This is a genomic window from Synechococcus sp. L2F, assembly GCF_024345695.1.
Lineage (GTDB): Bacteria > Cyanobacteriota > Cyanobacteriia > PCC-6307 > Cyanobiaceae > MW101C3.
The window spans coordinates 528,297-550,500 of sequence record NZ_JAGQBP010000001.1; the positions used below are offsets into that span (position 1 = coordinate 528,297).

The 22,204-nt window shown below is 69.4% G+C and carries 17 protein-coding genes; 13 read left to right on the forward strand and 4 right to left on the reverse strand.

All coding sequences use genetic code 11. The annotated features are described in order from the left end of the window. Positions 1–3 precede the first annotated feature (3 nt). Genes KBZ19_RS02640 through KBZ19_RS02650 form a run of 3 tightly spaced genes read left to right on the forward strand, consistent with a single transcriptional unit; the run spans position 4 to position 7,075 of the window. Positions 4–4,032 carry a UvrD-helicase domain-containing protein gene (locus tag KBZ19_RS02640; RefSeq protein ID WP_255099674.1) on the forward strand — a complete coding sequence of 1,343 codons (4,029 nt, stop codon included), beginning with the start codon at positions 4–6 and terminating at the stop codon, positions 4,030–4,032. Then, positions 4,029–5,774 (forward strand): AAA family ATPase, encoded by a 1,746-nt coding sequence (locus KBZ19_RS02645; protein ID WP_255099675.1) that lies wholly within the window; start codon positions 4,029–4,031, stop codon positions 5,772–5,774. Before KBZ19_RS02640 ends, KBZ19_RS02645 begins: the two co-directional genes overlap by 4 nt. Then, entirely contained in the window at positions 5,771–7,075 is a 1,305-nt protein-coding gene (locus KBZ19_RS02650; RefSeq protein WP_094511014.1) for an MFS transporter, read from the forward strand. Before KBZ19_RS02645 ends, KBZ19_RS02650 begins: the two co-directional genes overlap by 4 nt. 185 nt (positions 7,076–7,260) lie before the next feature. On the opposite strand, the gene KBZ19_RS02655 is transcribed toward KBZ19_RS02650, so the two are convergent. Beyond that, on the reverse strand, positions 7,261–9,429 hold the full coding sequence (locus KBZ19_RS02655) for a glutamine synthetase III (RefSeq protein ID WP_255099676.1): 2,169 nt from the start codon (positions 9,427–9,429) through the stop codon (positions 7,261–7,263). 250 nt (positions 9,430–9,679) lie between these two features. On the opposite strand from KBZ19_RS02655, the gene KBZ19_RS02660 reads away from it, so the two are divergent. From KBZ19_RS02660 to KBZ19_RS02675, 4 genes are all read left to right on the forward strand, one after another. Further along, positions 9,680–9,904 (forward strand): hypothetical protein, encoded by a 225-nt coding sequence (locus KBZ19_RS02660; RefSeq protein WP_094511015.1) that lies wholly within the window; start codon positions 9,680–9,682, stop codon positions 9,902–9,904. Beyond that, positions 9,897–10,304 carry a phosphomannose isomerase type II C-terminal cupin domain gene (locus KBZ19_RS02665; protein WP_255099677.1) on the forward strand — a complete coding sequence of 136 codons (408 nt, stop codon included), beginning with the start codon at positions 9,897–9,899 and terminating at the stop codon, positions 10,302–10,304. The genes KBZ19_RS02660 and KBZ19_RS02665 overlap by 8 nt, the downstream gene beginning before the upstream one ends. Positions 10,305–10,457: 153 nt before the next feature. Then, positions 10,458–12,443 (forward strand): DEAD/DEAH box helicase, encoded by a 1,986-nt coding sequence (locus tag KBZ19_RS02670; RefSeq protein ID WP_399220076.1) that lies wholly within the window; start codon positions 10,458–10,460, stop codon positions 12,441–12,443. A 39-nt stretch (positions 12,444–12,482) separates the two neighbouring features. Further along, a complete protein-coding gene (locus tag KBZ19_RS02675) occupies positions 12,483–12,767 on the forward strand; it encodes a hypothetical protein (RefSeq protein WP_094511018.1) in 285 nt (94 codons plus the stop codon). A gap of 4 nt (positions 12,768–12,771) precedes the next feature. Here the strand turns inward: KBZ19_RS02675 and KBZ19_RS02680 are convergent, their stop codons facing one another. Continuing rightward, positions 12,772–12,972: a hypothetical protein gene (locus KBZ19_RS02680; RefSeq protein WP_255099678.1), complete on the reverse strand. Its 201-nt coding sequence runs from the start codon at positions 12,970–12,972 to the stop codon at positions 12,772–12,774. A 115-nt stretch (positions 12,973–13,087) separates the two neighbouring features. Between KBZ19_RS02680 and KBZ19_RS02685 the strand changes: the two genes are divergently transcribed. The 6 genes from KBZ19_RS02685 (at position 13,088) to KBZ19_RS02710 (ending at position 20,630) form a co-directional block, all read left to right on the forward strand. After that, complete coding sequence (locus tag KBZ19_RS02685; RefSeq protein ID WP_255099679.1) at positions 13,088–14,908, forward strand: ABC transporter ATP-binding protein; 1,821 nt, start codon at positions 13,088–13,090, stop codon at positions 14,906–14,908. Positions 14,909–15,010: 102 nt separating this feature from the next. Next, the gene (locus tag KBZ19_RS02690; RefSeq protein WP_255099680.1) at positions 15,011–15,640 is read left to right on the forward strand and encodes a ParB/Srx family N-terminal domain-containing protein; all 630 of its coding nucleotides are present in this window, start codon (positions 15,011–15,013) and stop codon (positions 15,638–15,640) included. 204 nt (positions 15,641–15,844) lie between these two features. After that, complete coding sequence (locus KBZ19_RS02695) at positions 15,845–16,699, forward strand: LCP family protein (RefSeq protein ID WP_233132847.1); 855 nt, start codon at positions 15,845–15,847, stop codon at positions 16,697–16,699. 117 nt (positions 16,700–16,816) lie between these two features. Then, the gene (locus KBZ19_RS02700; RefSeq protein WP_255099681.1) at positions 16,817–17,818 is read left to right on the forward strand and encodes an aromatic acid exporter family protein; all 1,002 of its coding nucleotides are present in this window, start codon (positions 16,817–16,819) and stop codon (positions 17,816–17,818) included. Next, on the forward strand, positions 17,815–18,894 hold the full coding sequence (locus KBZ19_RS02705; RefSeq protein ID WP_255099682.1) for an FUSC family protein: 1,080 nt from the start codon (positions 17,815–17,817) through the stop codon (positions 18,892–18,894). Before KBZ19_RS02700 ends, KBZ19_RS02705 begins: the two co-directional genes overlap by 4 nt. Beyond that, positions 18,891–20,630 carry a TolC family protein gene (locus tag KBZ19_RS02710; protein ID WP_255099683.1) on the forward strand — a complete coding sequence of 580 codons (1,740 nt, stop codon included), beginning with the start codon at positions 18,891–18,893 and terminating at the stop codon, positions 20,628–20,630. Before KBZ19_RS02705 ends, KBZ19_RS02710 begins: the two co-directional genes overlap by 4 nt. A gap of 50 nt (positions 20,631–20,680) precedes the next feature. On the opposite strand, the gene KBZ19_RS02715 is transcribed toward KBZ19_RS02710, so the two are convergent. Next, a complete protein-coding gene (locus KBZ19_RS02715; protein ID WP_255099684.1) occupies positions 20,681–20,875 on the reverse strand; it encodes a hypothetical protein in 195 nt (64 codons plus the stop codon). Then, positions 20,872–22,194, reverse strand: a complete 1,323-nt coding sequence (locus KBZ19_RS02720; protein WP_255099685.1) for an NHLP bacteriocin system secretion protein — start codon at positions 22,192–22,194, stop codon at positions 20,872–20,874. Before KBZ19_RS02720 ends, KBZ19_RS02715 begins: the two co-directional genes overlap by 4 nt. Positions 22,195–22,204: the final 10 nt, after the last annotated feature.

A 22,204-nucleotide genomic window follows, 5' to 3' on the forward strand; every position in this document is an offset into this window, starting at 1 on the left:
GCCATGAGCCACGCCAGCAGCCAGCCAGACCCCCGCGCCAATGCGGCCGATAGGCCGCTGCTGGAGTTCGATGCCAACGCCCTGCCGCTCAGCGCTGGCCTGCGGCTGCTCGAAGCCAGTGCAGGCACCGGCAAAACTTTCGCCCTGGCCCATCTGGTGCTGCGCCTGGTGACAGAGCCCCATCTGATGGAGCGCCCCCTGGCCTTGCGGGAACTGCTGGTGGTGACCTTCACCGAAGCGGCGGCGGCCGAACTGCGCGACCGGATCGGCCGGCGGTTTCAGCAGGCCCTCGAGGCGTTGGAGGCGCTGCAGGCTCTCGAGGCACCGAACACGCTGCAGCCGCACGTCGCGGCCCGGCCCGCCATGGACGCGGTGCTGGCCGGCTGGCTGGAACAGCTGCCCACCGGCACCAACCTGCCCCAGCTGCGCGCCCGGCTGCTGCTGGCCCTCGAAGAGCTGGATGCCGCCGACATCACCACGATCCATGGCTTCTGCCACCGCAACCTGCGGCGCCAGGCCCTGGAGGCAGGCCTGGGCCCGCAGCTGGAGGTGGAAACGGAAGGGGCCGAGCTCGCCGAACAGGTTGTCCACGACTACTGGCACAGCCAGGTGCTGCCCCTGCCGCTCCACCTGCTGCAAGGGCTGAAGCGGGCCAAGGTGACCCAGGCCACCCTCACCGGCCTGCTCCAGCTGCTGGAAGGCGATGCGGCGCTGGCGCCCCCGCCCCTGCCGGACGGCTGGCGGACTGAGGCGCCTTTGCAGGAGCAGCTCACCGCCTTCTGGGGCCAGGTGTGGGAGCGGTTCAAGCCGTTATGGGCGGCGCGGGGGGACGCGCTGGAGCAGACGTTCTGTGCCAGTGCCAGGCAATGGAAGGTGGCAGGGGCCAGCGCCACCACGCCGTACGCCGGCAAACCCAGAACGAATCGGGTCGAGGAGCTCAATGCCTGGCTCGCCACCCAGCCCGATCCCGGCTCCTACGCCGAGCTGCGCATCGACAAACGCAGCTGGCTACCCGACTACTTCCATCCCGCCGTCTTCACGAAGATCGCCGAGACGTTCGAAACCCCGCCGGTGTCGTTGCCGGAGCGGCCGCTGCTGGAGGCGGTGGCCGCGCTGGTGGACGGCCCCGCTGAAGCGGTGCTGGCCCACTTCTGCCACTGGGGCGTGGGGGAACTGCGCAGCCGGCGGCAGCGGGCTGGGCGGATCAGCTATGGGGAGCTGTTGCGAGGCCTCGATCCCGGCCCGACGGGCACAGGGCGCCCCGCGCTGATCGAGGCGCTGCGCCGCCGCTACCGGGCGGCCCTGATCGATGAATTCCAGGACACCGACCCGATCCAGTGGCGCACGCTGCGGCAGGCCTTTGCCCCCGCCTCTGGCGCCGGCCAGCATCTGCTGGTGATCGTGGGAGACCCCAAACAGGCGATCTACCGCTTCCGTGGCGGCGATCTCGACACCTACCTGGCGGCGCGGCAACTGGCGGCCCGCACCCCGGCGGCGGCAGGCGAACCCTCCATCCGCAGCATGCGCCACAACTTCCGCGCCTCCGAGCTCCTGGTGGCCGCGCTCAACCACTTGATGGCCCCCGGGCTGGTGCGCACCGACCTGCCTGTGCCCGCCGTGGTGGCCCAGCCGCAGCGGCAAGCGCTGCACCTGCAGCTGCCACCGGGCCAGGCGCCGTTGCAGCTGCTGTGGCTGGGGCCGGCGCCTGGTTCCGCCGCCGCCGGGGTGAAGCTGCCCAGCAAAACCGCGCTGGAGCAGACCCTGCCGCGGCAGATCGGTGCGCTGACGCTGAACCTGCTGCAGCGAGGCATCGAGGTGCATGCGCACGGCGAGCAGCGGGCGCTTGAACCGGGCGACATCTGTCTGCTGGTGAGCCGCCACTCCCAGGCCGACGCCCTGCGCCGCGCCCTGGAGGAACGGGGCATCGCCAGCCGGCTGGTGAGCAAGGGCGATGTGTTCGAAAGCGAAGGGGCCAGCGCCTTGCAACGCCTGCTCGATGCCCTGGCGGAACCCGGCAGCGGTCCGCGACAGCGGCTGCTGGCCGCCTCCCCCCTGCTGGGCTGGAGTCCCCGGCGCCTCACCGCCGCCAGCCCGGCCGACTGGGATGCCCTGGCCGATCGTCTGGCGCGGCTGGCCGAAGGGCTGGGGCTGCGGGGCCTGCTGGGGGTGCTGGCCGAACTGCTGGAGGGCGAGGGGCTGGGGCGCCTGTCGCAGAGCGGCAGGCTGCTCGCCGATCTGCAGCAATGCGCCGAGCTGGTGCAGGAGCAGATGCACAACGAGCAGCTCGGGGCGGTGGCCGCCGCCGACTGGTTGCGTCGCCGCCGCCGCCATCCGCCCAACGACCCGCCGGAACGCCACCAGCCCCACAGCGATGCGGTGGAATCAGCGGTGAGGGTGGTGACGGTGCACCGCAGCAAAGGGCTGGAGTTTCCGGTGGTGATCTGTCCCTATCTCTGGCAGGCGCCCCCCGCAGCCACATCCGCCGGCAACCCTGGCGTGCGCTGGACGCCTCCCGGTGCCGCGGGCCCCAGCCTCGACATCTCCGTGAACCAGCGCTGGGGCGTGGGCCGCGAAGCACGGCAACAGAAGCATCAGGCGGAGGCGCAGGAAGCGGAGCGGCTGGCCTATGTGGCGCTGACCCGCGCCATGCAGCTGCTCGTGCTCGTCTACGGGCCCTCTCAAGACCAGGAGGCCAATCCGCTGCGGCCCTGGCTGTTCCCCGGCCAGCCCCTGAGCGAGCCCGGCGACGACGACTCCAGCACCCAGGTGTTGGGCCCGGGCGACGCGCTGAGTGGACTGAGCTGGATTCAACTGCCGGCGGAAGCTGCCGGCCAGGGGCGCTGGCAGCCGCCGCCCCGCTGCGGGGCGCTGCACACAGGCCCGGTGCCGCAGCGGCTGCTCGATGGGAACTGGGGCCGCAGCAGTTACTCCAGCTGGACGCACAGCAGCAGTGGCGGTGTCCTGCCTCCGGCGGCGCTCGAAGACGGCCGGGAAACCGATGCGAACACCGCCGCCCCGCCGATCGAGGCGCCGATGGAAGCCCTGCGGATCGAAGCGGCAGCCAGCGCCACCTCGGGTCCAGCCACCTCCCAGCCGGGCCCCTCTGGTCAAGCCGGCTCCAGCGCAGCCACTTCTGGCTCAGCCAACTCAGACCCGGCCAGCTCCGACCCAGACGCCCACGGCCCCCTGCAGGATTTCCCCCGGGGCGCCTCTGCCGGCGATTGCCTGCACCGCATCCTCGAGCAGGTCGACCATCAACGCCGTGCCGTTGCCGATCCCGCCACCGCCGCCCTGGTGGAGGTGGAGCTGGGGCGGGCCGGCATCGACCTGGAGCAGCGGGATGCCGTGCTGGCCGGCCTCGAGCAGCTGCGCCTCACCCCGATGGGCGGCCCGCTGGGCAGCTTCCGCCTCGCCGATCTGCCGCTGACGCAGCGGCTGAACGAAATGAACTTCGACCTGCCCCTGGCCTCTGAGCCTGCAGCATCCCGACAGAGCTCGCCGCTGGTGCGCGCCGCCGGGCTGGCAGCCCCGTTCCGCGACCATCCCAGCGGGGCCTTCGGCTCCGCCTACGCCAGCCAGCTGGAGCAGCTGCCGGTGGCCAGCCGCGGCTTTCTCACCGGCTCGATCGATCTGGTGTTCACCGCTCCCGCCGCCACTGGCGAGCTGCGCTGGTGGGTGGCCGACTGGAAGAGCAACTGGCTGGGTGAGCGCGGCGAGAACGGCCAACCGCTGGCCTGCGGACCCCTGCATTACGGCCCGCCGGCGATGGCGGCGCTGATGGCGGCGAATCACTACCCACTGCAGGCTCACCTGTATCTGGTGGCGCTGCATCGCTACCTGCGCTGGCGCCTGCCGGGCTACACCCCCGAGCGCGATCTGGGCGGCTACGTCTACGTGTTTCTGCGCGGCGTGCCGGGGGAGCGGGCACAGGCGGCCGGGCCCGGAGCGGCCGTACCGGGAATGTTCGTGGAAGCGGTCGATCCCGATCGGCTGCTGGCCCTCGATGCCGCCCTGCGGGAGGGGCAGCCATGACGGAAGCCTCGCAAGAAGCACAGGCACCCGCGCCGTTCGGGGCTCTCACCGCAGCGGCCACAGGCGCGGTCGCAGCGCCTGGCTGGACGCTGGGGATGGCCCTGGCCGAAGCCCTGCCGCGCCTCTACGGGGTGAAGCGCGATCCGCTGGTGGAGGAGCTGATCCTGGCGCTGGCGCTGGCGGTGCAACGCGGCGAGCTGGAGCTGCCGCTGGCTGGAACGGCGCCGGAAGGGATCGGGGCGGAAAGCGTGGCCGCCGGCCTCTGGCCGGAGGGCCACCGGGCAGCGCTGGAGCGCTCCCCCCTGCTGGACGCTGGCCGGGAAGCGTCGCCGGCCGGCCCGGCCCCGCTGGTGCGCACGGCAGCGGGTGGCCTGGCCTGGCGGCGTTGGCGCGACCAGCTCGACGACGTACTGGCCCAGTTGCGGCAGCGGGCCCTGAGCCCGCTGGAGCCAGCGCTGCCGCCGGAGCATCGCCGGCGCCTGCGCGATACGGCCTGCCGCCGCGGCGCCCTCGATTCTCAGCAGGTGCGGGCGGTGGACGCCCTGCTGTCTCAGCGGCTGGTGCTGCTCGGCGGCGGTCCGGGCACCGGCAAGACCACCACGGTGGTGCAGATGCTGGCCGCGGCGCTGGAGGCCCGCCCCGACCTGCGGGTGCACCTGGCGGCCCCCACCGGCAAGGCCGCCACGCGCCTGCGGCAGGCGATCCGGGAACGCGGGGACCGCCTGCCCGACGACCTGGCCGAACGCTGCATGGCCCTGCCCTGCACCACCCTGCACCGCCTGCTGGAAAGCCGCGGCGATGGTTTCGCCCGCGACCGCCGCCACCCGCTCGCCCTCGATCTGCTGGTGATCGATGAGGTGTCGATGCTGGATCTTGAGTTGATGGCAGCCGTTCTCGACGCCCTGCCGCAGCAGGCCCAGCTGCTGCTGGTGGGCGATCCGGCCCAGTTACCGCCGGTGAGCCCCGGCGCCGTGCTGATCGCCATCGAAGACGACCACCGCCGCGCCTCGCTGGGGGAAGCGATGGTGCAACTGGCCACGCCTTACCGCAACGAAGGGGCGATCGCCGCCGTGGCCGCCCAGGTGCGCAACGGCGGCGGCGCCCGGCTGGAGCGAAGCCTTGCCGCACTCCAACCGCGCGACAACCTGCACTGGCTGCGCTGCGAGCCGCCGCGGCTGCCTGAAGCACCGCTGGAGCGGCTGCGCGCCCATCAGGAACGGCTGCGGGAACTGGCGATGGCCTTTGATCCCAGCCAGCCTTCCGCGGCCCAGGCGCTGCTGAACGAGCTTGAAGCCTGCGTGCTGCTCACGCCCGTGCGCAGTGGCAGCTGGGGCGTGGAGGCCCTGCATCGCCGCCTGCTGGGGGAGGCCGCCGAACGCGGCGCAGCAGCCTGGCCGCTGGGTACACCGGTGCTGTGCAGCCGCAACCTGGCGGAACAGAACCTGGCCAATGGCGATGTGGGCGTGGTGGTGCGGCCGGGGCGCGAGACGCTGCTGCTGTTCAGTGACGACACAGCCGGGCCCCGGTTGCTCCATCCCGCCCGCCTGCCAGGGGCGGAACCGGCGCTTGCTCTCACGATCCACAAGTCGCAGGGCAGCCAGTACCAGGAGGTGGTGGTGCTGCTGCCCAGGAGTGAGCGTTGGGAGGGGCGGCTGCTCTATACCGCTCTCACCCGTGCGCGCCGGGAGGCCTGGCTGGTCACCCCACCGCTGCCGCCCTGGGCGCCGGCGCCGGGCCCGTGATCCCCGCCGGCAGGCCCACCCTCACAGCGTCGGACTGGCGGATCTGGGGCCTCACCGCTGCAGGCAAATACCTGGAGGGGCTGGTGGTGTTCATGGGGGGCATCGCCCTGCCGCTGGTGCAGGCGGAGCTGGCGCCGGCCAGGGCAGCCGTGGGTCTGCTGGCGGCCGCGCCGCTGATCGGCATCCTCGTGGGCGCGCCGCTGCTGGGCACGCTGGCCGACCGCTGGGGCCGCCGGCCGGTGTTCTTAGCCGAGCTGGTGCTGCTGCTGGCGGGGCTGCTGGGGGCCGCCGCCAGTCCGAACGTCACCTGCCTGGTGGCCGCACTGCTGCTGATCGGCCTGGCGCTCGGCGCCGACTACCCCACCGGCCATCTGGTGATCTCCGAACAGTTGCCGGCGGCCTGGCGCGGCCCGCTGGTGCTGGGCGCCTTCGGCTGCCAGGCCGTGGGGGCACTGAGCGGCAGCCTGCTGGGCTGGCTGCTGGCTGCTCATGGCAGCCTGGGGCCACTGGGCTGGCGCAGCCTCTATCTCCTGCCGGTGCTGCCGGTGCTGCTGCTCACCGGGGCGCGGCTGGGGGTGCCGGAAAGCCCCGGCTGGCGGCCGCCGGGTGTTGCCCAACCCCAGGCCGCTGGAGAAGGGGGGTCGGCGCCAGCCACTGGCCAGACCGAGACGGCGCATCCTCTGCCCAACCCGTTGCCACCTCGCGCACCCAGCCCGCTGGCGCCTCCTTCACTGCGCCCACTGCTGCTGGCCGGGCTGCCGTGGTTTGTGCAGGACCTCAGCACCTACGGGGTGGGAATCTTCCTGCCGCAACTGCTGGTGCAGGGCGGCGTGCAACAACACAGCCTGGGCTGGGCCACAGCGGCCGATGGGCTGTTCGTGGCAGGAATCGGCCTGGCGATCGTGCTGGTCGATCGGCTGGGCCGGATCGGGCTGCAGGTGGCCGGCTTCGGGGGCTGCGCCGCCGGGCTGGCGCTGGCGGCGTGGGGCTGCAGCGGGGCTGTTCAGGAGCCCGGCCTGGTGATCGCCGGGGTGGGCCTGTTTCTGTTCATGACCAACGCCGGCCCCAATGCCACCACCTATCTCCTTGCAGGTGAGGTGTTCCCGATCGCCCAGCGCGGCCAGGGGGCGGGCCTCGCGGCCGCTGCCGGCAAAGCCGGCGCGGTGCTCGCCGCCCTCACACTGCCGGGGTTGCTGCACCGCTGGGGAACGGGTGCGGTGTTGGCTGGCCTGGCGGTCAGTTCGGTGATCGGCGCACTGCTCACCGGCTGGTTACGGCTCGACCCGGCACTGGAGCGCTAACCATTCAGCGCAACAGCACTCGGCAAAAAAGCGGGGCCTTGGCACGCGGTGAATCGGCCAGGACCCCGGAAGTGAAGCATTCAGATCAAGCCTCTGAGCAAGGTTTCAGAGCAACCGTCGGAGCTGCGCACAGAACAGAAAAGGGGGCAGGACGGCACCCGCCCCCCAACGTTCTGACTACCTGACTACTTGATGAACAGCATCTCCTGGTAGGTGGGCAGCGGCCAGGCGTTGTCGTCCACCAGGGTTTCGAGCCCGTCGACGGCTTCGCGGATCTTGTACATCAGCGGCAGCAGGGTGTCGGCGCAGTGGCGCATGTGGGCAGCCTCGCCGTGGGGCGGGCTGGCCAGAGCGGACTCCAGGGCCACGCAGTTGGCCAGCAGCTCCTGGTTGAGCGTGGCGATCCGGCCGGCCATGGCCCGATCGGGCGGCAGACCCAGGGTTTCCTGGTAGTGGAGGGAGTTGGCCAGCTGACCGAGATAGGTCATCACGGCGGGGTACACCTGGGTGCGGGCCATCTGCAGCACCAACTTGGCCTCCACTTCCACCGCCAGCACGTACTGCTCGGCATACACCTCGAAGCGGCTGTGCAGCTCCACCGGGGTGAGCACACCGGTGCGCTCGAACAGGGCCTTGATGTCGTCCCGCTCCAGCACGAGCAGCGCATCGGCGGTGGTGGGGAGGTTCTCCAGGCCCCGTTCGGTCACGGCCTTTTCGTGCCACTCACTGGAGTAACCGTCACCGCCGAACACCACATTGCCGTGCTGCTGCATGATCGCCTGCAGCACTTCAGCGGCTGCCGACTCCAGCGACGCACCGGCACCCATCTTGGCCTCCAGTTCGTCGGCCACGTACTTGAGCGAGTCGGCCAGGATCGTGTTCATGGCCACCAGCGGGCCGGCCACGGATTGATTCGAACCCACGGCGCGGAACTCGAAGCGGTTGCCGGTGAAGGCGAACGGGGAGGTGCGGTTGCGATCGCCCGGATCCTTGGGGAACTCGGGCAGGGTGTCGACACCGAGCTGCATCAATCCACCGTGGTCGGTACTACCAAGATTGCCGTTCTTGATCATCGTGAACACCTCTTCCAGCTGGCTGCCGAGGTACATCGAGATGATCGCCGGCGGCGCTTCGTTGGCACCGAGGCGGTGATCATTACCGGCCGTGGCCACCACAGCACGCAGCAGCGGGCCGTAGAGATGCACGCCACGAATCACAGCACCGCAGAACAGCAGGAACTGCATGTTCTCCTCGGGGCTGCTGCCGGGATCCAGCAGGTTGCCCTGGGTGCCGTTGCCCACCGACCAGTTCACGTGCTTGCCGGAGCCGTTGATGCCAGCGAAGGGCTTCTCGTGCAGCAGGCAGTTCATGCCGTGCCGGCGCGCCGTGTTCTTCAGCAGCGTCATGGTGAGCTGCTGGTGGTCGGTGGCTACGTTGGCCGCCTCAAAGAACGGAGCGATCTCGAACTGGCCCGGTGCCACTTCGTTGTGGCGGGTTTTGGCGGGAATGCCCAGCTTGTACATCTGGCGTTCCACATCCTGCATGAACACCTGCACCCGCTGGGGGATCGCACCGAAGTAGTGGTCGTCGAATTGCTGGCCCTTGGCGGAAGGATGGCCGAACAGGGTGCGGCCCGCCAGCAGCAGGTCGGGGCGGAGGGTCACGAAGGCGCTGTCGACCAGGAAGTATTCCTGTTCAGCACCGCAGCTGGAATTGACCGGGGCGATCTCGGTGTTGCCGAGCAACTTGAGCAGCCGCTGGGCCTGCTTGTTCATCGCTGCGTTGGAGCGCAGCAGCGGTGTCTTCTTGTCGAGGGCCTCACCCGTCCACGACACGAACACCGTGGGGATGCAGAGGGTGATGCCGTTCGGCGTCTCCATCAGGAAGGCCGGGCTGGTGATGTCCCAGGCCGTGTAACCGCGGGCTTCGAAGGTGGAGCGGATGCCGCCATTGGGAAAGGAGGAACCATCAGGCTCGCCCTGCACCAGCACCTTGCCGGTGAATTCACAGATGGCCGAACCATCGCTCTGGGTGGAGATGAAGCCGTCGTGCTTCTCCGCCGTGGAGTTGGTGAGCGGATAGAACACGTGGGCGTAGTAGAGGGCGCCACGGCCCACCGCCCAGTCTTTCATCGCCTGGGCTACAACATTGGCCACGGAAACATCAAGTTTGCCGCCTTCCTTGATGGTTTTCTGAACCGATTTGAAGATGTCCTTCGGCAAGGACGACTTCATCTTGGCCAGATCGAAAACGTCAGACGCCCACAACTCCGAGAGGGGCGCAATGGGAGGAAACTCCGGGGATGGCCGTTCCTGGATGCACTGGATGGCCGCGAGACGCTGCGAACTGGGCATGGGGGGCAGAAAAGATCCGCCCAGCATCCAACCCCTCAGCCTTGCCACCAGATGACGCCGTTGCTACAGATCAATTGGTGGGCCCTTCCCCGGTTGCGAATCGCTCAAGCCTCGGGCATTCCCAGTCGGATCCTGCGCAGCATCGGACCAGCAACCAGCGGCAAGAGCCGCGCGCGCTGTGTCAGGCCCGCGGCGCACTTCACTGACCACGTCATGCGACAGACTGAACCTGCATTCCGCTGCAGCGTCGATGGTTCGCTACTACCTCCTGCTGCCGGATCCGAAGGCCGGAGCCGAGGCCACGCTCGGGCGCATGCTCGACGACCGCTCCGAAGCCTGCTTCGACGCCACCACCACACCCCCGGGCTGGCAGAACTGCACGAATCAGATTCAGCGCCGGCTGCACGCCCACGACAAGATCGCCGAAATCAGCCTGGAGCGCGCTCAGGCCTGGCAACCCTCAGCCTTTGCCTGAAGCCGGCCGCGAGTTACCGCCCGGCCCCGAGGCCCAGGTTGACGCCGGATCAGGGCGATGCCAACGACCCTGGGGATGGTTCGAGACCCTTGCCGATGGTGAGTCCTACCGGGTGAAACGGCTGCTGGTGCTGGCCCACCAGCGCATCAGCCTCCAACGTCATCGCCACCGCTGTGAGCACTGGGTGGTGGTGGCCGGCAACGGTCGGCTTGAACTGGAGGGGGAATCCATCCCAGCCCGGCCGGGCGTCACCTTGTTCATCCCTGTGGGCGCGATGCATCGGCTCACCGCCGGCTCCAGCGATCTGGTCCTGATTGAGGTGCAGCGGGGCGACCGTCTCGAAGAAGCTGATATCGAGCGTTGGCAGGACGATTACGGCCGGGACGTCAGCAGCACATGACGGGGATTCCGGCCGTTCAGGTGTTACATTGTGCGCTCACCCTTTGATGAAGGGCAAGGCAGGCGTGCTACAGGCCATCAAGGCCATGAGCTTCGGGTTGCTGCCGGCCTGTGTTGAAGGAACTCCTCAGGCCCCAGCCACCCACCCAGATTCGTGACCCAGCCTTCTGCTTGCGAGAGCTTCGCGTGCTCTGTTGACACCGACGCGTCCCTCTCCGCCTCCAATTCCACCTCGACGAGCCATCCCATCACCACCCTTTCCCTCTCCGCCGACCCGATCGCCACGGATTCCGCAGCCACGCCAGCCCTGCCGCTGACGAGCGTCGATCTCACCGCCCTGGAAGCCACCAGCCCCGCCGTGACGGACGCCACAACCGAGGCCAGCACCCTGATCGGTCCGCTCACCACCACCGCAGCACCTGCCGAAGCGAAAAACGGCTTCGCCAGCTTCGGTTTCTCCGCCGAGCTGCTGGAGGCCGTCGAAGGCTGCGGCTACACCGAGCCTTCCCCGATCCAGAAAGCCGCCATTCCTGAGCTGCTGCTCGGCCGTGATCTGGTCGGCCAGGCGCAGACCGGCACCGGCAAGACAGCCGCCTTCGCCCTGCCCCTGCTGGCTCGCCTCGATCCGGCCCAACGCACCCCGCAGGTGCTGGTGCTCACGCCCACCCGCGAGCTGGCGCTGCAGGTGGCGGAATCCTTCAACAGCTATGCCACCAAGCTCCCGCAGGTGCGGGTGCTTCCCATCTACGGCGGAGCCGATTTCCGCGATCAGATCGTGCGTCTGCGCCGTGGCGTGCAGGTGGTGGTGGGCACCCCTGGCCGGGTGATGGATCACATGCGCCAGGGCACCCTTGATCTTTCCGGCCTGCGCAGCCTCGTGCTCGACGAAGCCGATGAAATGCTGCGCATGGGCTTCATCGACGACGTGGAGTGGGTGCTGGGGCAGTTGCCGAGCGAGCGGCAGGTGATCCTGTTCTCCGCCACCATGCCGTCCGAAATCCGGCGGCTTTCGAAGAACTATCTCCGCAGCCCGGCGGAAGTGACGATTCGGCAGAAAGGCGCTGAATCCAGTTCCATCCGCCAGCGCCATCTGGTGGTGAACGGATCCCAGAAACTGGAAGCTCTCACCCGGGTGCTCGAGGCCGAAAGCAGCGAGGGTGTGATCATCTTTGCCCGCACCAAGGCCATCACCCTGGCGGTGTCCGAAGCGCTCGAACAGCAGGGCCACGATGTCGCTGTGCTCAACGGCGATGTGCCGCAGGCCCAGCGGGAGCGCACCGTTGAGCGGCTGCGCAGCGGCAAGGTGAACGTGCTTGTGGCCACGGATGTGGCGGCGCGCGGCCTCGACGTCGACCGCATCACCCTGGTGATCAACTTCGACATCCCCTTCGACAGCGAGGCCTACGTGCACCGCATCGGCCGCACCGGCCGGGCCGGACGCAAGGGCGACGCGATCCTGTTCCTCACACCGCGCGAGCGCCGCTTCCTCTCAGGTCTCGAGCGTGCCGTCGGCAAGCCGATCGAGCCGATGGAGGTGCCCAGCAACGCCGACATCAACCAGAGCCGGCTGGATCGCCTGCGTCAGCGCCTCACCGCCGCTGTGCAGGAGCCCACAAGTGAGCCCCAGGAACTGGCCCTGCTCAGCGAGATCATCCAGCGGGTAGGCCGCGAGATCGAGGTCACCCCGGAGCAGCTGGCCCTGGCCGCCCTCCAGCTCGCCGTGGGCGATCGCCCGCTGCTCGCCCAGGGTGAAGAAAACTGGCAGCAGAGCGGAGGACGCGACCGTGACCGTCAACGGGACGGCGATGGCCGCCGTGGCGAGCGCGGCGAGCAACGGCGGCCCCTTGGCCAGGGCCGCAACGGCGGCGGGTTCCGCGAGGAAGGCAGCGCGCCCCCCGACGACCAGATGGACCGGTTCCGCATCGAAGTGGGCTGGCGTGACCGCGTCAAGCCGGGCAACATCGTGGGAGCGATCGCCAATGAGGCTGGCCTCAACGGCCGCAGCATCGGCAGGATCCAGATCTTCGACACGCACAGTGTGATCGATCTGCCCAAGGGAATGCCTGAAGATGTGTTCGCTGCTCTCGCCCGCCTGCGGGTGATGAACAAGGAGCTGCAGATTTCCCGTCACCAGGGCTGAGCCCTTCAGCCCCTCCCCGCCATTGCCCTGAGGCCCTCCATGCGCCTGGTCTTCACCTTCACCTCGCTGGCTGCCCTCACGCTCTTTGCCCAACCGGTGCAGGCCGATACGTTGAGCGCATCGGCTTCCACCCGCAACGACAGCGTCACCAGGTTCTGCCTGGCGGGGTTCCAGGCCGCCTTCCAAGCGGCCCGCAAAGTGCCCCCGGATGGCATGGGGGCCTACACCTGCAACTGCTTCGTGGAGCAGGTGAACAAGGGCTCCAGCATCCAGGGCGCCACCGACATCTGCCGGCAGCTCGCCACGACCAAGTACCGGCTCTGAGCGTTCAGCTCCAGAGGCTGGTCACACCATCGGTGCACAGCAGGCTCACCTGCTCCAGGGGCAGGTTTTCGATCGTGGCGATCAAGGTCGTCTGAACCTCGGTGGACTCGGTGAGCACCAGGGATTGCAGCAGGTCGATACGGTCCTGAGGGGCGAGTTCGCCGTTCTCGCACCAGGCCAGACTCCAGGGGACAGGGGCAGACATTGGTTCGGGATCGCCGGGTGTTGGTTCCGTGACAATCAGACGACCTTCGCCCATTTCCTCCCTTCTTCCCTTTTCCTTCCGTTCTGCTTCACGCTTTGCCACGCCTGCCCAGGCCATGCCGCCACTTTCTTCGCCCCAGCACGAGCCCCAACACTCTGCCCCCGCGCTGAAGCGGCTGCTGCGAGCCCTGCGGCCGCACCGCCGGCGGGTGTGGCAGGCGGCGTTCTGTTCGGTGCTCAACAAAATCTTCGATCTGGCGCCGCCGGTGCTGATCGGCCTGGCGGTGGATGTGGTGGTCCGCCAGCAGACTTCCAGCCTCGCCGCGCTCGGTTTCCGCAGCGTGCCGAGCCAGCTGGGGCTGCTGGCCCTGCTCTCGTTCGTGATCTGGAGCGCCGAATCCGGCTTCGAATACCTCTATGGCGTGCTGTGGCGCAACCTCGCCCAGACCGTGCAGCACGAGCTGCGGCTTGAGGCCTACGGCCATCTGCAGCAGCTGGAGATGGCCTTCTTCGAGTCGAGCAGCAGCGGCCGGCTGATGGCGATCCTCAACGACGACATCAACCAACTCGAGCGCTTCCTCGACCATGGCGCCAACGAGCTGCTGCAACTGGTGACCACCGTGGTGGCGGTGGGCGGGGCCATGGCCGTGCTCTCCCCCAGCGTGGCGGGGGTGGCATTTCTGCCGATCCCGGTGATCCTCTGGGGCTCGCTCAGCTTCCAGAAGCGGCTGGCCCCGCGCTACCGCGAGGTGCGTGAACGGGCTGGCGATCTCAACAGCAGCCTGGCCAACAACCTCGGCGGCATGCTTACGATCAAGAGCTTCGCCGCTGAAGCCTGGGAGCTGGAGCGCCTCCGCGGCGAAAGCGAGGCCTACCGCGCCAGCAACCGCCGCGCGATCCGCATCTCGGCCGCCTTCATTCCGCTGATCCGCTTCGCGATCCTGTTCGCCTTCCTGGCGATCCTGGTGATCGGCGGCCTGCAGGCGTGGCAGGGAGCGATCGCTGTAGGCAGCTACAGCTTTCTGGTGTTCATCACCCAGCGTCTGCTCTGGCCGCTCACCACCCTGGGCCGCACCCTCGACGACTATCAGCGGGCCATGGCCTCCACCACCCGGGTGCTCGATCTGCTCGAAACTCCGGTGAGCATTCCCGGCGGCTCCCGGCCGCTGCCCCTTGAGCAGGTGCAGGGCAGGCTCGAGTTCCGCGCGGTGGACTTCGCCTACGGCGGCCGCGACCCCTTGCTGAATGGATTCGAGCTCACCGTGCCGGCCGGCAGCACCGTGGGCATCGTTGGCGCCACGGGCTCGGGCAAGAGCACGATCGTGAAGCTGCTGCTGCGGCTCTATGAGGTGCAGGCGGGCGAGATCCTGCTGGATGGCCAGCCAATTCGGGAGCTGCGGCTCGAAGATCTTCGCCGTGCCATCGGCCTGGTGAGCCAGGAGGTGTTCCTGTTCCACGGCACCGTGGCCGAGAACATCGCCTACGGCAGCTTCAGAGCCAGCCGCACCGCCATCGCCCGAGCCGCTGCCCTCGCCGAAGCCGCCGGCTTCATCGAGGCCCTGCCACAGGGCTACGACACCGTCGTGGGCGAGCGGGGCCAGCGGCTCTCAGGCGGTCAGCGGCAGCGGATCGCCCTGGCCAGGGCCATTCTCAAGAATCCGCCCGTGCTGATCCTTGATGAGGCCACCGCCGCGGTGGACAACGAAACCGAGGCCGCCATCCAGCGTTCCCTTGACCACATCACCGCCTCTCGCACCACGCTGGTGATCGCCCACCGGCTCAGCACCGTGCGCCACGCCGATCGGATCGTGGTGATGGACCAGGGTCGCATCGTGGAAGCCGGGCGCCACGAAGAGCTGATCGTCCGCAACGGCGCCTACGCCAACCTCTGGCGCGTGCAGGCCGGACTGCGCCGCGAAGCACCGCTGCTGGCCTGAACACAGGCAGGCATCCGCTGCCCCCTTGATACGGCACGACGGGGTGGGCGGGAATGTTGCAGCATGGACAACTCCTTCAGGGCCCCCTGCTGCCCCCTGACGATGGCGCCGAGCTCCGGTCCCCACGAACTGCCGCCGACGTCCCAGACGGAGTTGCTGGAGTTGCCCGTCGAGCGCCTCCAGCCCACCCAGCTCTGCCTCGGTCTGGCGGAGGTGCGGGCCCGGGCCTGTGATTTCCGCCTCGAATCCGCTGCCAGCCGCCGCCGTTACCTGCGCAGCCGCCCGGTGCCGGTCGCCGTCAGCAGCGCCGGTGAGCACTGGATGATCGATCGCCATCACCGGCTGCGGGCCCTGCTCGACGTCGACCCGGACGTGAGCGTGTTCTGTGCGGTGGTGCTGCGGCTGGAGGGCGCCAGCCGGGCCCACTGCCTCGAGGAGCTCAATCGCCGCGGCTGGCTCTATCTGCACGATGGCGAGGGGCGCGGTCCCCACCCGGCGGAGCGCCTGCCGAGGCGGCTGGAGGCACTCGACGACGACCCCTATCGCAGCCTCGTCTGGAAGCTGAAGCAGGAGGGGCTGATCCGCGCCCAACCGACCCTGCCCTTCCACGAGTTTCGCTGGGGCGCCTGGCTGCGTCAGCAGGCGCTGCCGCCGTTCAGTTCGATCGAGCTGGATCCGGCTCTGCCGGCGGCGCGGGAACTGGTGCGCCAACGCCGCGATCCTGGGAGCTGAGGTCACCAGCTCAGAAACTGACTGATACCGGCGGGCCTGGGAGGGAAATCCACCGCCAGGATGAAATAAGGTTTCAATATGAAGACATCGGCAGCGAAGCGCCAGAGATCCACAGCGGTTCCTTCGGCGCCTTCAGCCGGATACCCGAGCGCTCCGCCCCCCAAGCGCCGGTCCAGCGGATTGGGGCCGATCCTGCTCGCCGTGATGTTCGGGCTCGGCGGCGGCCTCGCCCTGGCGGTGCCCTTGGCCGATCTGATCAAGGGCAACACCACTGTGAAGCTGGAAGGCTTCCGCAATCCCTTCGGCAGCTGGGTTGACACCGATCGCGACCTGCTCGTGCTCGGCTCCGACGTGGGTGGTGGCAACACCGATGTGATCTTCACGCTGCGGGTGGAGAACGGCAAAACCCAGATCACCCAGGTGCCGCGAGACACCTACATCGATTCCGCCCGCTTCGGCCCGGTCAAGGCCAACGCTCTCTACGCCTACGGCGGCATCGAAGCCGCGAAGGAGGAGCTTTCTGAGCGCCTCGGTCGACCCATCGGCCACTACATCAAGGTGAATCTGAGCGCGATCCGCCGCATGGGCGATGTGCTCGGTGGCGTCGAGGTGGATGTGCCCAAGCGCATGTACTACGTCGACAACAGCCAGGGCCTCTACATCGACCTGCAGCCGGGCATGCAGACGCTCAAGGGCCGCGACCTGGAAGGCTTCCTGCGCTGGCGCCACGACGAGAACGGTGACATCGGCCGCATCGAGCGGCAGCAGCTGGTGCTGGCCGCGGTGTTTCGCAAGCTGATCCGGCCGGACAACCTGATGCGTCTGCCCACCCTGCTCTCCGCCGCCGGGGAGGATGTCAAGACCGATCTCGGGCCGATGCAGATCGGCGGCCTGATCACCGCCATGGCCTCCACCCAGCTCAGCACCGAGCGGCTCGGCGGCCGCCCGTTCGACCGCAACGGCATCAGCTACTGGGAAGCCGACTGGCCCAGCACCGCCGGCACCGCCAGCTCCTCCAAGGAGTCGTCGGACAACGGCCGCTACCGCTTCCTGTTCTGAGCCACGGCGCCAGGGTCGCCGCCACCTTCCAGCTACTGATCCTCAGCCTCCTGCCATCAGCCCTCAGCCGCCATGGACGGAGCCGGTACCGTGCCGGCAATGCGCCGCAGCGCTGCGATGGCTCCACTCTCCCCCCTGCTTCAGCAGAGCCTGCGCCTTGGCCTCGCCAGCCTGATCACCGCCGCGATCGCGCTCTGGAGCGATCGGATCGCGTTCGTGTGGTACCCGCTGCTGGCCGTGATCTTCGTCATCGATGACAACGACGAGCTGACCGTCAAAGCGGCCCTCGCCCGGGTGCTCGGCACCGCCAGCGGCGGTCTGGTGGCCTTTCTCGTGCACACGATCATGGGCGGCTGGCCCGCGGTGCTGGTGTCCCTGCTGCTGACCGTGCCCCTGCTGCGGCTGCTGGGCTGGCAAGGAGGGCTGTCCACCGCCGTGACGATCAGCCTGATGTTCCTGCTGATCCCCCACTACACCGCGCTCAACTGGGACTACGTGTTCAACCGCACGGTGGACACGTCCGTGGGAATCGTGGTGGCGCTGCTGACGGCCCTGCTGTTCTGGCCGAAGAACAGGCTGCAGCGCATCGGGGCCCTCGAGCGGCAGATCCACACCAGCCTGCAGACGCAGCTCGCTGCCCTCACGGCGTGGGCTCTGGGCAGGCAGGCACGCCCTGCACCGCTGTCCCGTGCCGAGTTCACCGCCCGCCTGCTCGCTCTCGAACAGCTGGTGCAGCAGGAGCAGGCGGGCCATGCACGGCACCTGCTGCGGCAGGCACGCTGGCGCCAGCGGCTGCTGATCTGGCAGACGATCCACCACCACTGGGTGCAGTTCGAACGGCTGCTCGGCCAGCTCCCCGCCGACCTGGCCGGCGAGCCAGCTGTCGCCGCGTTGGCATCGCAGCTGCAACGGGCGCTTCAGCAGCTGCAGGCGCCGGCGTCAGGCGACGGGCCGCTGCAGCTGCAGCCGGCCTCCAGGGAGCAGACCCTGCCCTCGCTGCTGCTGCTCTCGCTGGAGGAGGAACACAACCGGCTGCGGCGGGCGCTGCTGTCGCTGCAGTTCTGCGAGCGGAGCACCCTGCCCCGCACCGCCAGCTCCCGCCTGGAGCCGGCGCGATGAAGCTTCCGCCACGGCAGGAATGGCGCCTGGCCCTGGTGACCGGGCTGAGTACGGGCTTTGCGGTGCTGAGTCCGTTGCCGGATGGCTACTACATGCCGATGGCGATCACCGCCGTGATGGCCGGCAGCTACGGCGGCTCCTATGCACTGGGTCGCCAGCGGCTGCTGGGCAGCCTGATGGGGGTGGCCATCCTGTTGGTGTGCCAGAGCGGCCTGCGCCTGCCCTTGCCCCTGGCCCTCGGCATCGCCCTGACGCTCACCCGCCTGCTGGGCGGTGCGCTGGGTCTGCAGAGCGGCTACAAGGTGGCTGGCTTCATCGTGGTGATGGGCTGGCTGGTGCACAGTTCCAACCTCTCCAGCTGGATTCCGCTGCGCCTGGGCTGGACCTGCCTGGGAATCGTGGTGGGGTTGCTGGCCGTGCGCTGGATCTGGCCCAGCCGGGCGATCCAGCAGCAGAACGACGGCTGCCGGCGCCTGATGGGCACGATCGCAGCCGCCTTGCGCGAGGAAGGCCAGCGACTCGGCAGCCCGCTGGCCCCCGCCGCTTCCCCCGGCGAGCGGCGCCGGCGCCACCGGCAGGACCTGACCCAGCTGGTGGCCCTGCGGCAGGGGCGGCCGGCGGCGATCACGGAGCTGGGGCTCAACCCGGCCCGGCAGCCGCTGCATCACCTGTGGCAACTGTGCGATGCCACCTTTTCGCTGTTGCTTGGAACCCTCGACGGGCTGCGCAGCCTGCCGCCTCCACTGTTGTCACCGTCGGCGCTGGTGGAGCTGAGAATGGCGGAAGTGAGGCTGCTGGAGGCCATGGCCCAGCGGCTGGAGGGATGGCAGACCTGCCGCTTCGCGCAGGACGAACCGCTGCCGTCGCTGACGGCCAGCGGCAGGCAGGCAGGCTTGCAGAGCCAGGCACTGGCCCTGGCGGCCCTGCGCACCTGCCGCGAGCTGCTGCACAGCCCCGCCTTCGAGCAGGTGCCGAACGTGCGCCAGCGCCAGGTGGCCCGGCGCCTGATGCTGCTGGAGCAGGCAGCCGAGGGCCTCGAAACGATGGACCGGCGCTGGCAGGCGCTGCAGGCATGACCAGACTCCCTTCCAGGCCTGCGATCGCCACCAGGCTCGCCCTGAGCGTGACGTTGCTGGGGATCGCGCTGGAGCAGGGCCGCGGTGTGGCACTGGCAGCCGGGGCCGACCCTCATCACCACGCCGCTGCGCTGGAGCGCGCCTGGAGCCGCCTGGACGCCGAATTGCGCCTGCTGGACCAGCTGTTGCCCGGGCCGGAGGGCGGGGGAGCCGGCGGCGCCACCCCCGGTGAGACGCCACCGGCCCCACCCCCGCTAGCCCTGCCGATGGCGGCGCAGCTCAGCGATCAGCAGGTGCAGGCGCTCAGCCTGGAGCAGGCGGTGGTGATCGCGCTGGCCGAAAGTCCGCAGGTTCAGGCCCGGCGCCTGGAGGTGGCCGCAGCCCTGGCCCAGCTGCAAAGCCGCCTGGGCACCTACTGGCCCCGCATCGCCGCCGTGGGCGGGCTGGCCTACGACCAGACGGCGACGCGGTTCGGGGTGCCCGCCGGCAACGGCAGCCTTGCCCTCGGGCCCAACTTCGCCGCATCCGGGCTGCAGGCCGCCGATGGCTCGACCACCAATGGCCCCTTCTTCGTGCCCAGCGGTGCCACCGCCACCTTGAACCAGGGGGTGCGCCAGCTGAGCGGTGGCCTGGAGCTGGATCTGGCCGTGTTGGATTTCGCCCGCAGCCCCTTGATCCAGGCGGCCCGGGCGCGGCTGCGGCAGGCGCGGGCCACCTACGCCAACAGCCTGCGGCACCGGCAGCTGGAGGTGAGTGAGGCCTATTACGGCCTGCAGCGGGCCGACCAGCTGGTGCGCATCCGCGAAGCCGACCTGCGCAACGATGGCGTGATCCTGCAAGAGGTGCTGGCGCTCAAGCAGGCCGGGCTCGTGCCCCGGCTCGACCTGCTGCGCCGCCAGGCCTTCGAAGCCGAAAGCGAGGAACAGCTGATCCAGGCCCGCGCCGACCAGGCGGTGGCTCGGCGTCGGCTGGCCGTGCTGCTCAATCTGCCGGCCAACCTCACCCCACGCGCGGCGGACCCGATCCGGATCCAGTCCCGCTGGCCGTTCGGGCTGGAGGAGAGCCTGCTGGCCGCCTATCGCGACAACCCCGAGCTGGCGCTGGTGCTGGCCAGCCGCGACGCCCTGGCCAAGGACCGGCAGGCCCTGGCCGCCCAGCTGCTGCCCCGCCTGAGCCTGTTCGCCGCCGCGGCCGCCGGCAGCAGCCAGACCCAGCAGTGGAACATCAGCGGCGACTGCTGTGGCACGACGGTGATTCCCACCCAGAACAGCGCAGGCACGGACTGGTCGGTGGGGCTGGCCTTCCGCTGGCTGCTGTTCGACGGCGGCAGCACGGCCGCGGCGCTGCGCAGCCTGACGCAGCAGGAGCAGGCCGAGGCGCAGCGCTATGCCGCCTCACGCAACGACATCCGCCTGCGACTGGAGCAGGCCTTCTTCGAACATGGGGCCAGCCTGGGAAAACTGGCCTCCAGCCAGCGGGGGGTGCGCGCCAGCCTGGAGGCCTTTCGGGATGCCCGGCTCCGCTATCAGAGCGGTCTGGCCAACGAAGTCACCCTGTCGCTCACCCAGGACCGGCTGATCACCAGCCTGGTGCAGCGACTGGAGGCCACGGTGGCCGTGAACATCACCTACGCCCGACTGCTGCGGGAACTGCTGCCGATGCCCACCGACCCCGAGGCCGTCGTGCCGGTGCAGCTCAAGGTTCCAGAGGCCGGCCGTCGGCAACTGGGGCCGTGACGAGCCCGGGCAACGCGAAGCTCCGGATCAGCAGCCTGCGGCTGCGCCGCTCAACGCTCGCCGCTGGAGACGAAGCGCTCGATGCGGTACGCCAGCACCACCAGCAGCACCACCAACCAGAACCAGAGCTCCGGCGCATTGGCGTTGAGCAGCACCACCAGCAGCACCACTTCGGCCACCAGCCAGGGCAGCTCCCGCCGCAGCGGGCTGGATTCGCCGGTCGGCGGGGGCGGATTCGAAGTCATGGCAACGCCCCCGCGGTGGGGCTGGCCGCAGGGCTGGGGCGGTCTGAGGAGCTGGTGATGCTGGCCGGAGCGGCCGTCGGCGTCTTCTGAAGCGGTTTGTCGCTCTGGCGGAGGTCTCCGTCATCCCAGCGGCGATCGAAGCCGAACGTGCGGAAGCCGCCGGTGAGCGAGCGCAGGCCGGGCAGCAGATAGGAGATCGGGGTGCGCCATTCCACGTAGGCATGGCCCGTGACGGTGAGACCTTCCCGCACCGGGAACACACTGCTGCCCCGCGAGAGGGTCCAGCGGAAGCCATCGAGGCTGGCGGGGTCACGCTCCAGGCTGATCTCGGCGCGCATCACCGGCCCGCCTTCCACGAGGGAGCGGGCCAGCTGGGGGTTGCCGATCGTGGTGGAGATGTCCTCCTCGGTGGCGGGCAGCACATTGACCTGCCGGACCCGGCCCACGATGCCACCGAAGCGGCTGCGCTGGTCCCAGTCGGGCACGACCTCCACCGGCAGATCAGGGCGCAGGCGACGGGCATCGGCGGGAGGGAAGTAGGCCACAGCGATCAGTGGCTGGGAGCCGCTCCCACGCCCGATCGTGCCCAGCCGCTGGCCCACGGCCACGGTCTGCCCGGGGATCACCTGCAGATCCAGCACCTCCCCATCGCGATCGGCGTGCAGGCGGCCGTTGAAGGCCAGCTGCGCCTCGCTGACGCGAAGCTGACGGCGCAGATCATCGATGCGAAAACGCCGCTGCAGCGCCACGGTCTCCAGCTCGAGCTTCACCTGCTGAAAGGCGGTGAGCAGGTTCCGCTCTTCGATCGCCACCTGATCGAGGTTCACGGCCGTGGCGGTGAGGCCCTGCTCCACCGTCACCACTTCGGAGGAGAGCGGGGCCACCACCTCCCGCCGGCTCAGCCACTCCAGCTGGTTGAGCTTGGCGGCGTAGGTGTTCTTGAGGGCGCCGAAGCGGCTGCGGTCAGCGCCCAGCTTGGCGAGGGCGGTGGCAAGCGCCTGCCGTTCGGTGGCGAGGCGTTGGTCGTCGCGGGCGGTGAGCTGTTCGTTCTGACGTTCGAGCTCCCGCAGGTTGGCTCGCTGCTGTTCGATCTCCCGCTCCAGCACCGGCAGATAGAGCTCCACCAGCACTTGGCCGCGTCGCACCCGATCGCCCACGGCCACAAGCAGGCGCCGCACCTGGCCGCCGGCGCGGGCGTCGATCAGGCCGGCACTGCCGGGCAGCAGCAGCACCCCCTTGCCCATCACCTCGGTGGGCACACGCCAGAAGCAGGCCCAGAGCACCACCGCACCGACGACGCCGCCCAGACACCACGCCACCTTCCGCCGC

Coding starts and splice junctions, on each gene's coding strand:
- KBZ19_RS02705 (WP_255099682.1), top strand. CDS start 17,815: ATGAAGCTTCCGCCACGGCAGGAATGGCGCCTGGCCCTGGTGACCGGG.
- KBZ19_RS02695 (WP_233132847.1), top strand. CDS start 15,845: ATGTTCGGGCTCGGCGGCGGCCTCGCCCTGGCGGTGCCCTTGGCCGAT.
- KBZ19_RS02640 (WP_255099674.1), top strand. CDS start 4: ATGAGCCACGCCAGCAGCCAGCCAGACCCCCGCGCCAATGCGGCCGAT.
- KBZ19_RS02685 (WP_255099679.1), top strand. CDS start 13,088: ATGCCGCCACTTTCTTCGCCCCAGCACGAGCCCCAACACTCTGCCCCC.
- KBZ19_RS02700 (WP_255099681.1), top strand. CDS start 16,817: ATGGCTCCACTCTCCCCCCTGCTTCAGCAGAGCCTGCGCCTTGGCCTC.
- KBZ19_RS02675 (WP_094511018.1), top strand. CDS start 12,483: ATGCGCCTGGTCTTCACCTTCACCTCGCTGGCTGCCCTCACGCTCTTT.
- KBZ19_RS02710 (WP_255099683.1), top strand. CDS start 18,891: ATGACCAGACTCCCTTCCAGGCCTGCGATCGCCACCAGGCTCGCCCTG.
- KBZ19_RS02680 (WP_255099678.1), bottom strand. CDS start 12,972: ATGTCTGCCCCTGTCCCCTGGAGTCTGGCCTGGTGCGAGAACGGCGAA.
- KBZ19_RS02645 (WP_255099675.1), top strand. CDS start 4,029: ATGACGGAAGCCTCGCAAGAAGCACAGGCACCCGCGCCGTTCGGGGCT.
- KBZ19_RS02655 (WP_255099676.1), bottom strand. CDS start 9,429: ATGCCCAGTTCGCAGCGTCTCGCGGCCATCCAGTGCATCCAGGAACGG.
- KBZ19_RS02690 (WP_255099680.1), top strand. CDS start 15,011: ATGGCGCCGAGCTCCGGTCCCCACGAACTGCCGCCGACGTCCCAGACG.
- KBZ19_RS02715 (WP_255099684.1), bottom strand. CDS start 20,875: ATGACTTCGAATCCGCCCCCGCCGACCGGCGAATCCAGCCCGCTGCGG.
- KBZ19_RS02660 (WP_094511015.1), top strand. CDS start 9,680: ATGGTTCGCTACTACCTCCTGCTGCCGGATCCGAAGGCCGGAGCCGAG.